We start from the raw sequence: 16,049 nt of genomic DNA, 5'->3' as shown, positions 1-16,049 counted from the left end.
GTCAGCCCTTCGTCGCTCCGGCGACCAGGCCGCCGATGATGTGCCGCTGCATGATGATGAAGAAGATCACGGCGGGCGCGATCGCGAGCAGCAGCGTCGGGAACAGCACCGTGTAGTCGGTCGAGAACTCTCCGACCGCCGCGTAGACGCCGGTGGTCACCGTGTAGATGCCGGAGCCGGGTCCGAGGATGATCTGCGGGCTCACGAAGTCGTTCCAGACGCCGATGGAGTTGAGCACGACGATCGTCGCGACCACCGGGCGCATGATCGGGAAGATGCACGACCAGAACGCGCGGATGCGTCCGGCGCCGTCGAGCGCCGCCGCCTCGTCGATGTCGCGCGGCACGGTGCGCAGGTACGCCGCGAACAGGAAGATCGTGACGGGCAGCGTCGCCGCCGTCTCGAACAGCAGGAATCCAGGGATCGTGTTGATGAGGCCGAGCACCCGCAGCACGAACACCACCGGGATGAGCGTCACCTGGCCGGGGATGAACAGGCCCGACACGAACACGAGCAGCAGCACGAGGTGCCATTTCGAGCGGCCGCGGGCGATCACATACGCGACCGGCGCCGCGAGCGCGATGCAGAAGACGTTGACCAGCACGACGAACAGCAGCGTGATGCCGTAGGCGCCGACCACGTTGAACTTCTCGCTGGTGAGCGCACCCCAGAGGTAGTCGAACGTGAACATCTCGGGCGTGATCGCGAGCGGGTGCAGGATGATGTCGGCCTGCGGCTTGAACGCGCTGATCACGAGGATGTACAGCGGCACCAGCATGACGAGCGCGAGCGCGCCGAGCAGCACCCACTTCACGATCGATGCGGCCAGCGGCGTGCGCTGGGCGGCCGGCCCGCCGCGGCCGCGGGAGCGCTTGCCGTAGCGGCGGCGCGGCAGTTCGTCGGCGTCGGTGAGCATCAGCTCCGCGCCGATGTTCGGGCTGGTCTGCGTCGAGATCGTCATGATTCGCTCGCCTTCCGGTCGGCGCCGCGGCGCGCGAACGTCACCGCGAGCCCGAGCGCCGCGGTCACGATGAGGAGCACGACCGACTGCGCCGCGCCGAACCCGAGCCGCGCCTGCGCGAACGAGTCCTTGAGGATCTGGTACACGATCGTCTGCGTCGAGGCGGCGGGTCCGCCGTCGGTGAGGGCGAGCACGATGTCGTAGGCCTTGAGGAGACCGACGAGCGTCAGCACGAGGTTCACCGTCAGCACCGGCGCGATGAGCGGCAGCGTCACGTTGCGGAACTGCTGCCAGCGCGACGCGCCGTCGACGGTCGCCGCCTCGTAGTACTCGGTGGGCACCGACTTGATGCCGGCGAGGTACAGGATCATGTTGAAGCCGAAGTGCGACCACACGATCGTGAGGATCACGCTCGCCTTGGCGAAGGTCATGTCGGTGAGGAACGGCAGCGGCGCGACGCCGAACTGCGCGAGCAGCGAGTTGACCGCGCCCTGCGGGGCGAGCATCGCCGACCACAGGAAGCCGATGATCAGCGCGCTGATGATGTACGGGTAGAAGAAGACGATGCGCAGCACCGTGTTGCCGCGGCTGTTGCCGGCGATCATCGCGGCCACGGCGAGGCCGATGCCGTTGCAGAGCAGCGTGCCCACCACGGCGATGATCGCGGTGAAGATCGCGGCGTCGACCGTGCGCGGGTTCTTGAACGCGTCGGTGTAGTTCTCGAACCCGATGAAGTCGAAGCGCAGGCTGTAGCCGTTCCAGTCCGTGAAGCTGAGCACGACCGCGAGCAGCATCGGCACGATGAACATCGCGATGAACACCAGGAGCGCGGGTCCGCTCATGATCACGCCCGCGAGGCGGTCCTGCCACGAGGTGCGCCGGCGGCGCGCGGGTGCGGACGTGCGCGCCCTCGCGGTGCCCGCCAGGCGGGCCACGGTGTCGGCCATGTGAGCCTGCTTTCGTATCGTCGCTGAAACGGAAGGGACGGATGCCTCGGCGCCAGGGTCGGCCCCGGCGCCGAGGCCCTCGTCAGTCGGCGTTCGCCTCGAACCAGGCGTCCATGGCCGCGTCGACGTCGGCGGCGGACGTTCCGCCGAGCAGCGCCTGCGTCTGCGTGTTGATCTCGCCGGCGTAGCCGTCGGGGAGCTTGCGCTCACCGTAGCCGCCGCCGGTCGGCGTGTAGGCCGACGCCGGGGTGTCGGAGACGATGGCCAGGAGCTCCTTGCCGAGCGCGGTCATGTCGTACTCGTAGCCGTCGCGGTAGTTGCCGTCGACCTGGAGCTGGTCCAGGACCGCGTCCTCGTCGGTGGTGAGGAACTCGAGGAGCTTGGCCGCGGCGTCCTGGTGCTCCGACACCTTCATGATCATGTACGGGCTCGCGATGTTCGCGCCCATGGCGGGGTCGGCGACGCCGTCGACGGCGGGGCCGCGGAAGACGCCGATCGGCGCGGGGTTCTCAGCCTTCGCCTCGGTGCCGGCAAACCAGCTGCCCATCGGGTAGAGGGCCGCCTTGCCGGAGAGGAACGCCTGCTCGGCGTCGGGGTACTTCACGCCGAGCGCGTCGGCGTTCGTGTAGCCCTCGGCGATCCAGTCCGCGTACATCGCGGTGTAGTCGCCGTAGCTCTCGCTGAACGTGGTGGCGCCGGAGTTCATGTCGGCGAACCACTCGGGGTTCTCGCCGACGATCGACGGCAGCGCGAGCGTCTGCAGCGCGCCGCTCGACATCCAGTCGCCGCCGGTCTGGATCGGCGTCCAGCCCGCGTCCTTCAGCTTGCCGAGCGCGTCTTCGAGCTCGTCGACGGTCGCGGGCACCTCGGTGATGCCGGCCGCGGCGAACGCATCCTTGTTGTAGAACCACAGGCTCTGCAGCTGTACGCCGACGCCGGCCATGTAGTACTTGCCGTCGATCGAGTACTGGTCGGCGAGCGGGCCGTTCGACGCCCAGTCGTACTCCGACAGGTCGACGAGCTCCTCGGCGAGGTCAGGCGTCGGCGCCTGCGACTGCACGATGTCGGGCGCCTGACCGGCGGCCAGCAGGCGCGGGACGGCGGCGGCCACGCCCTCGGCGCCGGGGTTGTCGATCACGACGTCGATGTTCGGGTTGGCCTCCTCGAACGGCGCGACGAGCTCGTTCCACCACTCCTCGGTGAGGTTGGGGGTCACGTTGACCAGCATGCGCAGCTGGACGTCCTCATCCTGACTCTCACCCCCGCTCGCAGCGGAGGAGCAGCCGGCCAGGAGCGTCACGGCGGCCGCTCCGGCGCCGATCGCGGTGAGGGTACGTCTGGTGATCATCGTCGATCCTCTCGTGGGCACATCATCGGGACGTCACGACCTTACACTAATCGATAATCGGTTATCAACGATTGCCGACGATCCTTTCGTGGACTCTACGCCCGCCGCCGGTAGCGTGGTCGGATGAGTGTTCCGGCGCCGGGCTCGTACCCGTTCGACGCGCGCCCGCTCGTCGAGCCCGTTCCGCCGGGCGCCGCGCGCGCGTTCGTGCAGGAGCTGCGGCGCACCGGCCGGCTCGCGGGCTCGGGCTGCGCGGGCCCGGTCTTCGTGGTGATCATCGCCGTCGTGGTGATGCTCGTCTTCGGCTCCGTCGCGATCACGATGATCTCGACGGTCGTGGCCGCGGTCACCGCCGGCACCGAGAGCGGGGGCGGACCGGCGCTGATCTTCGCGCTGCTCCCGTTGCTGATCATCGGCGTCATCGCCGCGGTCGCGATCACACTCGTCGTCCGCGGGGTGCGCTCCGGTGGCGAGCGCATGTACCGGCTCGACCGCTTCGCTCGTGCGAACGCCATGCGCTACGAGCCCCGGCTCGACGCCCCGCCGCTGCCGGGAATGATCTTCTCGCTCGGCAGCTCGCGTCAGTCGAGCGACCTCGTCCGCGGGGATCGGCCGCGCTTCGTCGAGTTCGCGAACTACCGGTACACGACCGGCTCCGGCAAGAACCGGCAGACGCACCAGTGGGGGTACGTCGCGGTGAAGCTCGACACACCGCTCCCGCACATCGTGCTCGACGCGACGAGCAACAACGGCCTGTTCGGCTCGAACCTGCCGCTCTCGTTCGACAAGGAGCAGCGCCTCAGCCTCGAGGGCGACTTCGACCGCTTCTTCTCGCTGTACTGCCCCACCGGCTACGAGCGCGACGCCCTCTACCTGTTCACGCCTGACATCATGGCGCGCTTCATCGACAACGCCGCCGCGCTCGACGTCGAGATCGTCGACGACTGGCTGTTCCTGTACGCCAAGCGCGACTTCTCCACCCTCGATCCGCAGACGTGGGCGTGGCTGTTCTCCGTCGTCGGGGCCCTCCTCGACAAGTTCGCGCAGTGGGCGCGCTGGCGCGACGAGCGGCTGGCCGCGGCAGCGGCTGCTTCGATGACGGATGCCGCGCCCCTCGGCCCTGCGGCCGCCGCTGCCGGCGCAGGGCAAGGGGGCGCAGCATCCGTCCCCTTCAGTTCACCGATCGAGGCGCTCCGCCCGCCGCCCGGCGTCGCCCCGGCCGGCCGTCGCCTGCAGCGCGGCGTGCCGTGGGCGACGATCGTCGTCGGCGGAGCGCTCGTGCTGTTCTGGATCCTCACCCAGATCGGGCCGGCGTTCCTGCGCTGAGCGTGGTGCCGACGCGCAGGCCGACGAGCGTAGGCTGGCGGGCGTGCATTCGACGATCGCGACGCCCGGCGGGCGTGAGGGGGTACTCGGCGCTTCCCGCGCCGAGCGGAGGTAGCGGCGCGCGTCGCCGGGTCTGAGACCTGCCGCGATGCACCCCGACACTCCGCGGTCCGGCCGGGCCGCGGCATCCATCTTCCGTCGCCGTCTCGGCGATCTTTCGCGAATCAAGGAATCATGCACGCATTCACCGAGAAGGACATCCGCGCGTCCTTCGTCAACGCCTCGCTGCGCGAGCGCAACGCCCTCGTCGTTCCCGACCTCGCCCACGTGGGCTGGGACGGACTCGACTACTTCGGCTGGCGCGATCCGAAGCAGCCGCTCGCCGGCTTCATCGTGGTGCCGGTCGATGCCGAGCCCGTCGGGATCCTGCTGCGCCAGACCGAGCAGCGCACGCGCACGCGCGCCCAGTGCTCGTGGTGCGAGGACGTCACCCTGCCCAACGACGTCGTGCTCTTCGGCGCGAAGCGGGCGGGCAAGGCCGGCCGCAACGGCGACACCGTCGGCACCCTGCTGTGCGAGAGGTTCGAGTGCTCGGTCAACGCCCGGCGCCCGATGCCGCCCGCCTACCTCGGCTTCGACGTGATGGCGGCGCGGCAGCGGCGTATCGAGGCGCTCCGCGCCCACGCCGAAGGCTTCGCGCGCGACATCCGCGACGGCGCCTGACCGCCGGCTCGGGCTCGGGCTCGAGGTCGGGGTCGGGCTCGGGGTCGGGGTCGGGGTCGGGCTCGGGCTCGGGCTCGGGCTCGGGCTCGGCGGCGATCACTCGTCGCGGGTGGCCTGCCAGATGGCGCGGCGCGCGGCCTGCTCCTCGGGGTCGGGCACGGGGAGCGAGGCGATGAGCCGGCGCGTGTAGGCGTCCTGCGGGTCGCCGAGGACTTGGGCCGTCGGCCCGGCCTCGGCGATCGTGCCGCGGTGCAGCACGACGACCTTGTGCGCGAGCAGGTCGACGACCGCGAGATCGTGCGTGATGAACAGCGTCGCGAAGCCGAACTGGCTCTGCAGCTCACCGAACAGCTCGAGCACGCGCGCCTGCACCGACACGTCGAGCGCGCTCGTGGGCTCGTCGGCGATCAGCAGCTTCGGGTTGAGGGCGAGGGCCCGCGCGAGCGAGGCACGCTGGCGCTGTCCACCCGACAGTTCGTGCGGGTACCGCTCCCCGTAGGACTTCGGCAGCTGCACCGCCTCGAGCAGCTCGTCGACCTTCGCCTGCACCTCAGCGGCGCCCTTGGCGGCGCCGTGCACGATGAGCGGCTCGGCGACGTTGCGGGAGATGGTGAGGAGCGGGTTGAAGCTCGTCGCCGGGTCCTGGAACACGAAACCGAGCTCGCTGCGGCGGCGGCGGAACTCCCGCTCCTTGACGCCGAGCATCTCGGTGCCGAGCACACGCAGCGAGCCGCCCGCCACCGGCGTCAGGCCCGCGATGGCCCGGCCGATCGTCGTCTTTCCCGAGCCGCTCTCGCCCACGAGCCCGAGCACCTCGCCCGGTGCGATCGAGAAGCTCACGCGGTCGACGGCGCGGAACGGCGCCCGGCCGAACCGGCCGCCGTACTCGATGACGAGATCCTTCGCCTCGACGACCGGCTCCGCGGGCGCTGCGGCTTCCGGCAGCTGCCGGTCGACGATCTCCACGCGCGGTACGGCGGCCAGGAGCTTCTTGGTGTACTCGTGCTGCGGCGCGGCGAACAGGTCCCGCGCGGTCGCGGTCTCGACGATCTCGCCGTTGAACATCACCGCGACGCGGTCGGCGAGGTCGGCCACCACGCCCATGTTGTGCGTGATGAGCGCGATCGCGGTGCCGTCCTGATCGCGGAGCCGGCGCAGCAGATCGAGGATCTCGGCCTGCACCGTGACGTCGAGGGCCGTCGTCGGCTCGTCGGCGATGATCACCGTCGGCTCGAGCGCGAGCGCCATCGCGATGACGATGCGCTGCTTCTGACCACCCGAGAACTGGTGCGGATAGTCGTCGACACGGCGCTCGGGCTCCGGGATGCCGACGCGGCCGAGCATCTCGATCGCCTTCGCCTTGGCCTCGGCCTTGCTGTAGCTGCCGTGGGCCCGAAGCCCCTCGGCGAGCTGCCAGCCGACCGTGTACACGGGGTTGAGCGCGGTCGACGGCTCCTGGAAGATCATGGCGGCCTTCGAGCCGCGCACCTCGCGGAGCTCTTTCTTGTCGAGGCCGACGATCTCGGTGCCGTCGAGCACGACGGCACCGTTCATGACCGCGGTGTCGGGCAGGAGCCCGAGGATCGTGCGGGCGGTGACCGTCTTGCCGCTGCCGGACTCGCCGACGATCGCGAGCACCTCGCCGCGGCGGACGTCGAGCGTCACGCCGCGCACGGCGTGCACGTCACCGGCGTCGCTGGCGAAGGTGACGGTGAGATCGCGGATGTCGACCGCGACGTCGTCGGATGCGGGGGCTGCCGAAGCCATCACTCCACCTCTCCCATGAACTCGCGCGACGCCGGCTGGCTCGCGGCGACCGCGTCGGCCGGCGTCTGGTTGGTCGCCCTGCGGCGCGCGCGCAGGCGCGGGTCGGCGAGGTCGTTGAGGCTCTCGCCGATGAGGGTCATGCCGAGGATCGTCAGCACGATGGCGACGCCCGGAGGGATCGCCGTCCACCAGATGCCGGCGGCGACGTCGCTGATGGAGCGCTGCAGGTCGTAGCCCCACTCGGCAGCGGCCGACGGTTCGATGCCGAACCCGAGGAAGCCGAGCGCGGCGAGGGTCGCGATCGCCTCGGACGCGTTGAGCGTCACGATGAGCGGCAGCGTGCGCGTCGCGTTGCGCAGCACGTGCACGAACATGATCCGGCTCGTGGGCGCGCCGATGACCTTCGCCGACTCGACGAACGCCTCGGCCTTGATGCGGACGACCTCGGCGCGCACGACGCGGAAGTACTGCGGGATGAAGACGACCGTGATCGACACGGCCGCCGCCATGATGCCCGGCCAGAGCCCGGACTGCCCGCCGCTGATCGCGATCGCGACGACGATCGCCAGCAGCAGCGTCGGGAAGGCGTAGATCGCGTCGGCGATGACCACGAGGGTGCGGTCGACCCAGCCGCCCAGGTAGCCCGAGACGACACCGAGCAGGATGCCGACGACCACCGAGAGGAGCAGTGCCACGATGACGACGAGGATCGCGGTCTGGGCGCCCCAGATCGTGCGCGACAGCACGTCGTACCCGCCGACCGTGGTGCCGAGCCAGTGCTCGGCGCTCGGGGGCTGCGTCGACCCGAAATTGCCCTGCGCGTCGCGGAGCTGGTTGTAGCTGTACGGGGCGATCCACGGCGCGAAGATCGCGAAGATCAGGAACAGCGCGGTGAGCACCAGACCCGCGATGAGCATGCCGCGCTGGAGGCCGACGCTCTGGCGGAGCTGGTGGATGACCGGGATCCGGTCGGAGAAGCGGCGCTTGGCCATGTCAGTACCTCACCCTCGGGTCGAGGAACGCGGCTATGACGTCGACCACGAAGTTCGTCACCGCGACGAGGATGGCGATCATCGCGACGATTCCCTGGATCGCGACGAAGTCACGCGCCTTCAGGTACTCACCCAGCTGGAAGCCGACTCCCTGCCACTCGAACGTCGTCTCGGTGAGGATCGCGCCACCCAGCAGCAGGGCGATCTGCAGACCGATCACCGTCACGATCGGGATCAGCGCGGGCTTGTACGCGTGACGGCGCACGAGGCGGTATTCGCTCACACCGCGCGAACGGGCCGCGTCGATGTACGGCATGTTGTGCGTGCCGATCACGTTCGTGCGCACGAGCCGCAGGAAGATGCTCGCCGTCAGCAGGCCCAGCACCATCGACGGCAGGAAGGCGTGCAGGAGCACGTCCTGCACATACGCGGGGTTGCCCGACTTGATCGCATCGATGAGGTAGATGCCGGTGCCGCCCTCGCGTGTCAGGGCGATCTCGGTGCGCACGCTCGCACGACCGGAGACGGGGAACCAGCCGAGCCACACCGAGAACACGAGCTTCGCGAGCAGGCCCGAGAAGAACACCGGGGTGGCGTAGAAGAGGATCGCGCCGACGCGGAGTCCGGCATCCGTCGCCTTCTCGCGCTTGGCGGCGGCGAGCATGCCCAGCGGGATGCCGACGACGAACGCGATGATGAAGGCGTAGAAGATCAGCTCGAAGGTCGCCGCACCGTAGGTGAGGAGCACCTGTGTCACGGGCTGATTGTCGGTGAGCGTGGTGCCGAAGTTGCCGGTGAGCACCTGGCCGATGTACTCGAAGTACTGCACGAGAACGGGCCGGTCGTAGCCCGCCTCGTGGATGCGCTCCTGCAGCTGGTCGGCGGGCAGGCGCCCGCCGAGGGCCGCGGTGATCGGGTCGCCGGTGAGGCGGATGAGGAAGAAGACCAGCGTCACCAGGATGAGCACGGTCGGGAAGATCAGGAGGAACCGCACCAGGAGATAGCGGCCGAGGGTTCCGCCGGAGGCGGGCCTGCGCCGCGCCAGCATGGCGGGCGGCTGGTCAACGGATGCGGCGACGTCGCTCGTCATCGTGGGGGCCTAACTGTGTGTGTGCTGCCGAAGGCGAATGCCGATGGGGCGGCCCGGGTGAGCGGGCCGCCCCATCGCTGGATCGCGTCTTACTTCGTGAGCGGAGCGAAGCGGAACTTGAACGATGCGTCGAGCGTGACGCCCTCGACACCGGTTCCGGCGACGGCCACCTGTGCACCCTGCAGGAGCGGCACGGTCGAGAGGAGCTCGGCCACTCGGGACTGGATGTCCTCGATCTCCTGCGTGCGCTTCGCCGGGTCGGTCTCGACGGCCTGCTGGAGGATGAGGTCCTCGGTCTGCTGGTCGCTGAAGTGGTTGCCCAGGAAGTTCTTCGTCAGGAAGAACGGGGTGAGGTAGTTGTCGGCGTCCGAGTAGTCCGGGTACCAGCCGAGCTGGTACGCGGGGTACACGTCCGACGTGCGGTCCTTCGAGTACTGCACCCACTCGGTCGACTTCAGGTCGACCGAGAACAGGCCGCTCTCCTCGAGCTGCGACTTCACCAGGGCGTACTCGTCACCCGACGAGGGGCCGTAGTGGTCGGGGCTGTACTGCAGGCTGAGCGAGACGGGCGTCTCGACGCCTGCCGCCTCGAGGGTGGCCTTCGCCTTGTCGGCGTCCGGGCCGCCGGCGCCGTCGCCGTACATCTCCTTGAGCGGCTCGATGGCGCCGGTGAAGCCCTCGGGGACGAACGAGTACAGCGGCGTGTACGTGCCCTTGTAGACCTGCGTCGACAGCGCCTCACGGTCGACGAGGTCGGCGACGGCCTGACGGACCGCGAGCGCCTTGGCAGCGTCCGCCTCGGGGGTCGTCGCACCGTACGGCTGCGTGTTGAAGTTGAACACGATGTAGCGGATCTCGCCGCCGGGGCCGTTGACGATCTTGACGTCCTTGTTCTTGCTGAGGTCGTCGACGTCGGTGGACGACAGCGCGCGGTACGCCACGTCGATGTCGCCCTGCTGCACAGCGAGCTTCAGGTTCGACGACTCGGCGAAATAGCTGAGGATGACGCCGCTGTTGACCGGCGCGTCGAGGAGGCCCTTGTAGTTCTCGTTCGGCGTGAACTCGACCGTCTTGTTGAAGTCCCACGACGTGATCGCGTAGGGGCCGCCGAACGCGTTGGCGTCGACGATGTCCTGGTCAGGGGTGACGGCGTCGGCCGAGAACACCTCGTCGTCGACGATGGCGCCCGGGAAGCTGGTCAGGATGTACGGGAAGACCTGGTCGTTCGCCGTCTTGAGGTGGAAGACCACCGTGGTGTCGTCCGGGGTCTCGACACTGTCGAGGTTGTAGAGCAGGCTCGACGCGCCGTTCGGGTCGGCGATCTTGACGTTGCGGTCGAACGAGAACTTGACGTCGGACGAGGTCAGGTCGTTGCCGTTCGCCCACTTGAGGCCCGCGGGAAGCGTCACGGTGTACTCGGTCGGCGACGTGAACTCCGCCGACTCGGCGAGGTCGGGAACGACCTCGGTGCTGTTGTAGTCGGTGTTGAGGAGGTACGGGAACACCTGGGTCTGCACCGCGAGCGAGCCGTTGTCGTACGAGCCGGCCGGGTCGAGCGTGGTGACCTTGTCGGTGGTGCCGACGATGAGAGGCTCGCCCGAGGCGCCGCCGTCGTCGTTTCCGCCGCCGCCACCACCGGCGCAGCCGGCGAGGAGGAGTGCCGAGGCGCCGAAGGCGCCGATCGCGAGGCCGATCCGGCCGCGCGTGCTGTGGTGCAGTGACATGTAGTGCTACCTCTGCGTAGTGGTGTCAGTCGCGTCAGATGGTCGCGGCCAGAGGCTATCTTCACCCCCGAGGGCCGTTACGGCAATCGAGTGAACGATTCGTAACCAGACTGAAACCCAGCAGAGATGGGACTGGATGCCACATTCCCGGCGTTTCAGCTGGGCGAAGTGCCCGCCATTCCCGCCGGCCCGAGGCCGAAATGCACCAGCTCGGCGTCGTCGAGCATGCGGCTGCGGATGATGAAGCGCTTGCCCGTCGGGCCCTCCACACTGAATCCCGCACCCCGGCCGGGCACCACGTCGATGGTGAGGTGCGTGTACTTCCAGTACTCGAACTGCGCCTCGGAGATGAACACCACGATCGGATCGTCCAGCCCGACGTCGAGGTCGCCGAGCCGCACGTCCGAGGGCCCGACGAGGAACATCCCGACCGGGAAGCACATCGGCGCGCTGCCGTCGCAGCAGCCTCCGGATTGGTGGAACATCAGCTTTCCGTGCTCGGCAGTGAGCTGCCGCAGCAGGGCGGCCGCAGCATCCGTCACCGCCACACGCGAGTACCTGCCGACCTGCGTCATTGTCGAACTCCTCTTCTCGCGGCATACCCGTACCGGAATCAGGCGATGAGGCGAAATCAGGACGATCCGGGGTCGGATCAGCCTGCATTCGCCTCATCGCCTGATTCGAGAACGGGACGCGGTGCGCCGGCGGATGCGGGTGGTGCGACCCGGGCGGAGGCACTGGGGGCTCGCTCCGCCCGGGTCGTCGGGGCGCCGCTCTGGGGAGCGCGGCGTCCGGTTTCTAGAAGAAGCCCATGGCTCCGTCGGCGTACGACACCAGGAGGTTCTTCGTCTGCTGGTAGTGGTCGAGCATCTTGAGGTGGTTCTCGCGGCCGATGCCGGACTGCTTGTACCCGCCGAACGCCGCGTGCGCGGGGTACTGGTGGTACGTGTTCGTCCAGACGCGGCCCGCCTCGATCGAGCGGCCGGCACGGTAGGCGGTGTCGCCGGAGCGGCTCCAGACGCCGGCGCCGAGGCCGTAGAGCGTGTCGTTGGCGATCGAGATGGCGTCGTCGAAGTCGTCGAAGCTCGTGACCGAGACCACGGGTCCGAAGATCTCCTCCTGGAAGATGCGCATGTCGTTCGTGCCCTCGAACACCGTCGGCGCGACGTAGTAGCCGCCCGACAGGTCGCCGCCGAGGTCGACGCGCTCACCGCCGGCGAGCAGCTTCGCGCCACCCGCCTTGCCGATCTCGATGTAGCTCAGGATCTTCTCGAGCTGGTCGTTCGAGGCCTGCGCGCCGATCATGGTCTCGGGGTCGAGCGGGTTGCCCTGCACGATCTTGCCGACGCGCCCCAGGGCGTCGCCGAGGAAGCCGTCGTAGATCGAACGCTGGATGAGGGCGCGCGACGGGCACGTGCAGACTTCGCCCTGGTTGAGGGCGAACAGCGTGAAGCCCTCGAGAGCCTTGTCGTAGTACGCGTCGTCGGTCGAGCGGGCGACGTCCTCGAAGAACACGTTCGCGCTCTTGCCCCCGAGCTCGAGCGTCACCGGGATGAGGTTCTGCGACGCGTACTGCATGATGAGGCGGCCGGTGGTGGTCTCGCCCGTGAACGCGACCTTGCGGATGCGCTTGTGCTGCGCGAGCGGCGCACCCGCCTCGATGCCGAAGCCGTTGACGATGTTGACGACTCCGGCCGGCAGCAGGTCGCCGATGATCTCGAAGAGGAACAGGATCGACGCCGGAGTCTGCTCGGCGGGCTTGAGCACCACGCAGTTGCCGGCGGCGAGCGCCGGGGCGAGCTTCCACGTGGCCATGAGGATCGGGAAGTTCCACGGGATGATCTGGCCCACCACGCCCAGCGGCTCGTGGAAGTGGTATGCCACGGTGTCTTCGTCGATCTGGCTGAGCGAGCCCTCCTGGCCCCGCAGCACGCCCGCGAAGTAGCGGAAGTGGTCGACGGCGAGCGGGATGTCGGCGGCCAGCGTCTCGCGGACCGGCTTGCCGTTCTCCCACGTCTCGGCGACCGCGATGCGCTCGAGGTTCTGCTCGATGCGGTCGGCGATCTTATTGAGGATCACACTGCGCTCGGCGGGCGTCGTGCGCTTCCACGACTCGAACGCCTTCCATGCGACGTCCACCGCGCGGTCGACGTCTTCGACGGTGCCACGGCCGACCTCGGTGAAGGGCTTGCCGTTGACGGGGCTTATGTTCTCGAAGTACTGGCCCCTGATCGGCTCGACGAACTCGCCGCCGATGTAGTGGCCGTAGCGGGGGCGGTAGTCGGCGATCGATCCCCGCTGCCCGGGTGCGGCGTAGACGCTCGAGACGCCCTCTTCGACGATGGTCATTGCTGGTCTCCTTCGACGCTGTGCGACGGTCCTCGTCGCGTGTCATCGAAGGTAGGCGGGGCAACGTTGCAGAACGTTGCGACCCGGTCAGGCGTCGGCTTCGAGCCGCTCGATGCGGGTCACGAGGCCGGCGCGGCGCGGCGAGCGGGCAGGCAGCATCGACAGGCAGAGCCGCAGCAGCTCGACGTCGTCGGCGGCGGCATCGGTGTCGGCGAACGCGAGGAGGACGTCGACGGATGCCTCGGCCATGAGTGCTTCGCGAAGCGCCACCCGCACCGTCTGCCGGAAGTCCTCCACCCCCGGCGCGACGGAGTCGGGCAGCACGTCGCCGCGGTAGGCGGCGAGGGCCACGCGGTGCGCGCCGCGATCGAGCAGCGACAGCACCTGGTGCGCGTCGGTCTCGACCTCGACGCCGAGGCGGTACGGCCGCGACTCGGGAACCAGCGCGGGAGCGGCGGTCGTCAGCGCCTTGCGCAGACGCACCATCTCAGCGCGAAGGGTCACGGATGCCGCATCCCCCGCCGACTCGCCGTACACGAGGTCGCCGAGGCGCTCGGCCGACAGGCCCTGGCGGTGCACGGCGAGCATGAGCAGCAGCTCGGCATGGCGCGGGCCCAGCTCCGACACCGTCTCGAACCCCTCGCCGGTCACCTCGAGCTGCGCGCGATCGCGGCCGAGCACGCGCAGCGTCGCGCGCGTGGGCTCGACCCGCCGGGCAGGCGCGCGGCGCGCGGGTCGCGGCGGCTCGGCGCGCGCGCGGAGCCGTGCGACCAGGAGCTCTCCCTCGATCGCGCGGGCCGTAGCATCCACCAGCAGCTGCGCCTGAGGGGTGACGGCCTCGAGGCCGCCGGTCACGTCGATCACGCCGAGGATGCGCCGCGTCTCGGGATCGTGCACCGGCGCAGCGCTGCACGACCACGGCTGCACGAGCCGGTTGAAGTGCTCGGCACCGGCGATCTGCACCGACCGGTCGAGCGCGATCGCGGTGCCGGGGGCGGCGGTGCCGACCGCGTCCTCCGACCAGTTCGCGCCCTCGACGAAGCCCATGTCGCCGGTGAGCCGGCGCACGTTGCGATCGCCCTCGACCCACAAGAGGCGCCCGGCCGCGTCGCCCACCGCCACGACGACGCCGGAATCGGATGCCTCGCCCGGAAGCAGCAGCCCGCGCACCATGTCGATGACAGCCGAGAGCGGATGCGCACGACGGTACGCGTCGAGCTCGTCGGCGCTGAGGTCGAGGGGCGGGAGCGCCTCGGCGCCGACGAGGCTGTCGAGCGAGCGGCGCCACGAGTCGCGGATGAGCAGGCGCACGTCGCGCAGTCGCTCATCGGCGGTGTTGCCGGCGACGAGCTCCTCGTGGGCGCGCTCGATGAGCAGACGCGAGGTCTCGGGCGACACCTCGCGACGCTGCGACCAGGGTGATGACACGGCGGCTCCGATCGACGTCGGTGGAGCGTGCCTTCAGTGTAGGTGCGGGCGGCGCCGGGGCGTCGAGAACGTGCGATCTCGCCGATGTCGACGCGACGGGTCGGGCCCAGCCGGGTCGGCCCGGCCGGGCCGGGCCGGGCCGACCGCCGACCGCGGGCTACGCGGCCGCGGCGGTGACCTTCTCGCGCAGGGGCATGAGCGCGCCGGCGACCTGGCCGATCGTGTCGGCGTCGACGCCCGCCGCGGCGAGGGCGTCGGCGGCGTGGCCGATGACGCGGTCGAAGTCGGCGTCGGTGATGCCGCGGCCGGCGTGCGCGACGCCGAGGTCCTTGCCGCGGTAGCCGTCGGGACCCCCGGCAGCGGCCGCGAGGAACATCGCCATGTGGCCCTTCTGCTCGGCCATGCGGGTGCTCTCGAAGAAGGGGGCGAGGGTCTCGTCGGCCATGATGCGGCTGTAGAGGCCGTCGACGACGGCGGCGATGCCGGCGCCTTCGCCGAGGCGCTGATACAGGGTCGCTTCGCTCGTGTCAGTCATGCGGTTGCTCCGATCGTGGGGATGTGGGGTGGCGCGGGTGGGTCAGTACTCGAAGTCGCTGCGCCGCCGGCGGACCTCGTCCGTGGGCTCCGCGAAGACCGGGGTCGACACGGATGCCGAGGCCGCAGCGGCGGCGGCAGCGGCTGCGGCGGCGGCGGGAGCCGCCGAGGTGGGGGCGGGCGGCGGCCCGGCGGCGAGGCCCGGGGTCGACGCCGCGGCGGCAGGGCTCGGGGCCGTGCGCGGGGCACCGGCGCCGAGGCGTCCGAGCTCGCGCTCGATCGACTCGAGGAGCGAGTGCACCTGGGCCGTCGCCATGCGGGCGAACTGGCGGGCGCGCACGACGTCGTCCGGCGACGCGGGACCGGCGGCCTCGAGGTGGTCGGTCGCGAACGCGAGCGCGGGCGACTGGTCCGCACCGCCCCACGACGGCGCGGCGGAACCGGAGGCCGACGCCGACGCCGCCGCCGCCGCGATCTGCCCGGGGTGCGCCGCCGCCTCCTTCTCGATCGAGTGCGCGACCTGCTGGGCGCGCTCGACGATCTCGCGGTACTGCGTGCGCGCGGTCTCGATGAGGTCGCGGGCGTACGACTCGGCCTCGGCGACGGCATCGTCGGCGATGCGCTGTGCGCTGCTGAGCAGCAGCACCGCACGGCTCGAGATCTCGCCCTCGTCGGCGCTGACGCCGCTCGCGGTCAGTGCCGCGTTCTCGCGCCAGGCGACCTCGAGCGCGTCGGCCGCTGCGGTCAGCAGCGCGTCGACCTCGCCGCGGGAGTAGCCGTGGCGCTCGTCCGAGAAGGACGCGGCGCGCAGCGTCTCGGGCGTGGTGGATACGGATTGGATCGCGGTCATTTCGCCTTCG

Annotated in this window: 14 protein-coding genes; 2 read left to right on the top strand and 12 right to left on the bottom strand. The window is 70.0% G+C overall.

All coding sequences use genetic code 11. The annotated features are described in order from the left end of the window. Window position 1 precedes the first annotated feature (1 nt). From ACFC1I_RS07250 to ACFC1I_RS07240, 3 genes are all read right to left on the bottom strand, one after another. Window positions 2–961, bottom strand: coding sequence for a carbohydrate ABC transporter permease (locus ACFC1I_RS07250; protein ID WP_376007456.1), 960 nt, complete (start codon window positions 959–961; stop codon window positions 2–4). Continuing rightward, entirely contained in the window at window positions 958–1,908 is a 951-nt protein-coding gene (locus ACFC1I_RS07245; protein ID WP_376007454.1) for a carbohydrate ABC transporter permease, read from the bottom strand. The genes ACFC1I_RS07250 and ACFC1I_RS07245 overlap by 4 nt, the downstream gene beginning before the upstream one ends. An 82-nt stretch (window positions 1,909–1,990) precedes the next feature. Then, on the bottom strand, window positions 1,991–3,256 hold the full coding sequence (locus ACFC1I_RS07240; RefSeq protein ID WP_376007452.1) for an ABC transporter substrate-binding protein: 1,266 nt from the start codon (window positions 3,254–3,256) through the stop codon (window positions 1,991–1,993). 123 nt (window positions 3,257–3,379) lie between these two features. On the opposite strand from ACFC1I_RS07240, the gene ACFC1I_RS07235 reads away from it, so the two are divergent. Further along, a complete protein-coding gene (locus tag ACFC1I_RS07235; protein WP_376007451.1) occupies window positions 3,380–4,582 on the top strand; it encodes a hypothetical protein in 1,203 nt (400 codons plus the stop codon). Between the two features lie 234 nt (window positions 4,583–4,816). Further along, window positions 4,817–5,305 carry an FBP domain-containing protein gene (locus tag ACFC1I_RS07230; RefSeq protein WP_376007450.1) on the top strand — a complete coding sequence of 163 codons (489 nt, stop codon included), beginning with the start codon at window positions 4,817–4,819 and terminating at the stop codon, window positions 5,303–5,305. A 96-nt stretch (window positions 5,306–5,401) separates the two neighbouring features. Here ACFC1I_RS07230 and ACFC1I_RS07225 read toward each other — a convergent pair whose 3' ends face one another. The 9 genes from ACFC1I_RS07225 to ACFC1I_RS07185 form a co-directional block, all read right to left on the bottom strand. Next, the gene (locus ACFC1I_RS07225; protein ID WP_376007448.1) at window positions 5,402–7,072 is read right to left on the bottom strand and encodes an ABC transporter ATP-binding protein; all 1,671 of its coding nucleotides are present in this window, start codon (window positions 7,070–7,072) and stop codon (window positions 5,402–5,404) included. Then, the gene (locus ACFC1I_RS07220; protein ID WP_376007446.1) at window positions 7,072–8,064 is read right to left on the bottom strand and encodes an ABC transporter permease; all 993 of its coding nucleotides are present in this window, start codon (window positions 8,062–8,064) and stop codon (window positions 7,072–7,074) included. Before ACFC1I_RS07220 ends, ACFC1I_RS07225 begins: the two co-directional genes overlap by 1 nt. Window position 8,065: 1 nt before the next feature. Then, window positions 8,066–9,112 carry an ABC transporter permease gene (locus tag ACFC1I_RS07215; RefSeq protein WP_376008019.1) on the bottom strand — a complete coding sequence of 349 codons (1,047 nt, stop codon included), beginning with the start codon at window positions 9,110–9,112 and terminating at the stop codon, window positions 8,066–8,068. A gap of 131 nt (window positions 9,113–9,243) precedes the next feature. Then, window positions 9,244–10,878 (bottom strand): ABC transporter substrate-binding protein, encoded by a 1,635-nt coding sequence (locus ACFC1I_RS07210; protein WP_376007444.1) that lies wholly within the window; start codon window positions 10,876–10,878, stop codon window positions 9,244–9,246. Between the two features lie 155 nt (window positions 10,879–11,033). Further along, on the bottom strand, window positions 11,034–11,453 hold the full coding sequence (locus tag ACFC1I_RS07205) for a DUF779 domain-containing protein (protein ID WP_376007442.1): 420 nt from the start codon (window positions 11,451–11,453) through the stop codon (window positions 11,034–11,036). A 223-nt stretch (window positions 11,454–11,676) separates the two neighbouring features. Next, complete coding sequence (locus ACFC1I_RS07200; RefSeq protein ID WP_376007440.1) at window positions 11,677–13,227, bottom strand: aldehyde dehydrogenase family protein; 1,551 nt, start codon at window positions 13,225–13,227, stop codon at window positions 11,677–11,679. Window positions 13,228–13,314: 87 nt separating this feature from the next. Then, entirely contained in the window at window positions 13,315–14,655 is a 1,341-nt protein-coding gene (locus ACFC1I_RS07195; protein WP_376007438.1) for a transcriptional regulator, read from the bottom strand. A gap of 157 nt (window positions 14,656–14,812) precedes the next feature. Then, the gene (locus ACFC1I_RS07190; protein WP_376007436.1) at window positions 14,813–15,190 is read right to left on the bottom strand and encodes a group 1 truncated hemoglobin; all 378 of its coding nucleotides are present in this window, start codon (window positions 15,188–15,190) and stop codon (window positions 14,813–14,815) included. Window positions 15,191–15,232: 42 nt separating this feature from the next. Beyond that, window positions 15,233–16,039, bottom strand: coding sequence for a DivIVA domain-containing protein (locus ACFC1I_RS07185; RefSeq protein WP_376007434.1), 807 nt, complete (start codon window positions 16,037–16,039; stop codon window positions 15,233–15,235). Window positions 16,040–16,049: the final 10 nt, after the last annotated feature.

Source organism: Microbacterium sp. NPDC056044 (assembly GCF_042267145.1).
In the GTDB taxonomy this organism is placed as follows: Bacteria; Actinomycetota; Actinomycetes; order Actinomycetales; family Microbacteriaceae; genus Microbacterium.
This window is presented reverse-complemented; position numbering and strand designations above follow the sequence as displayed.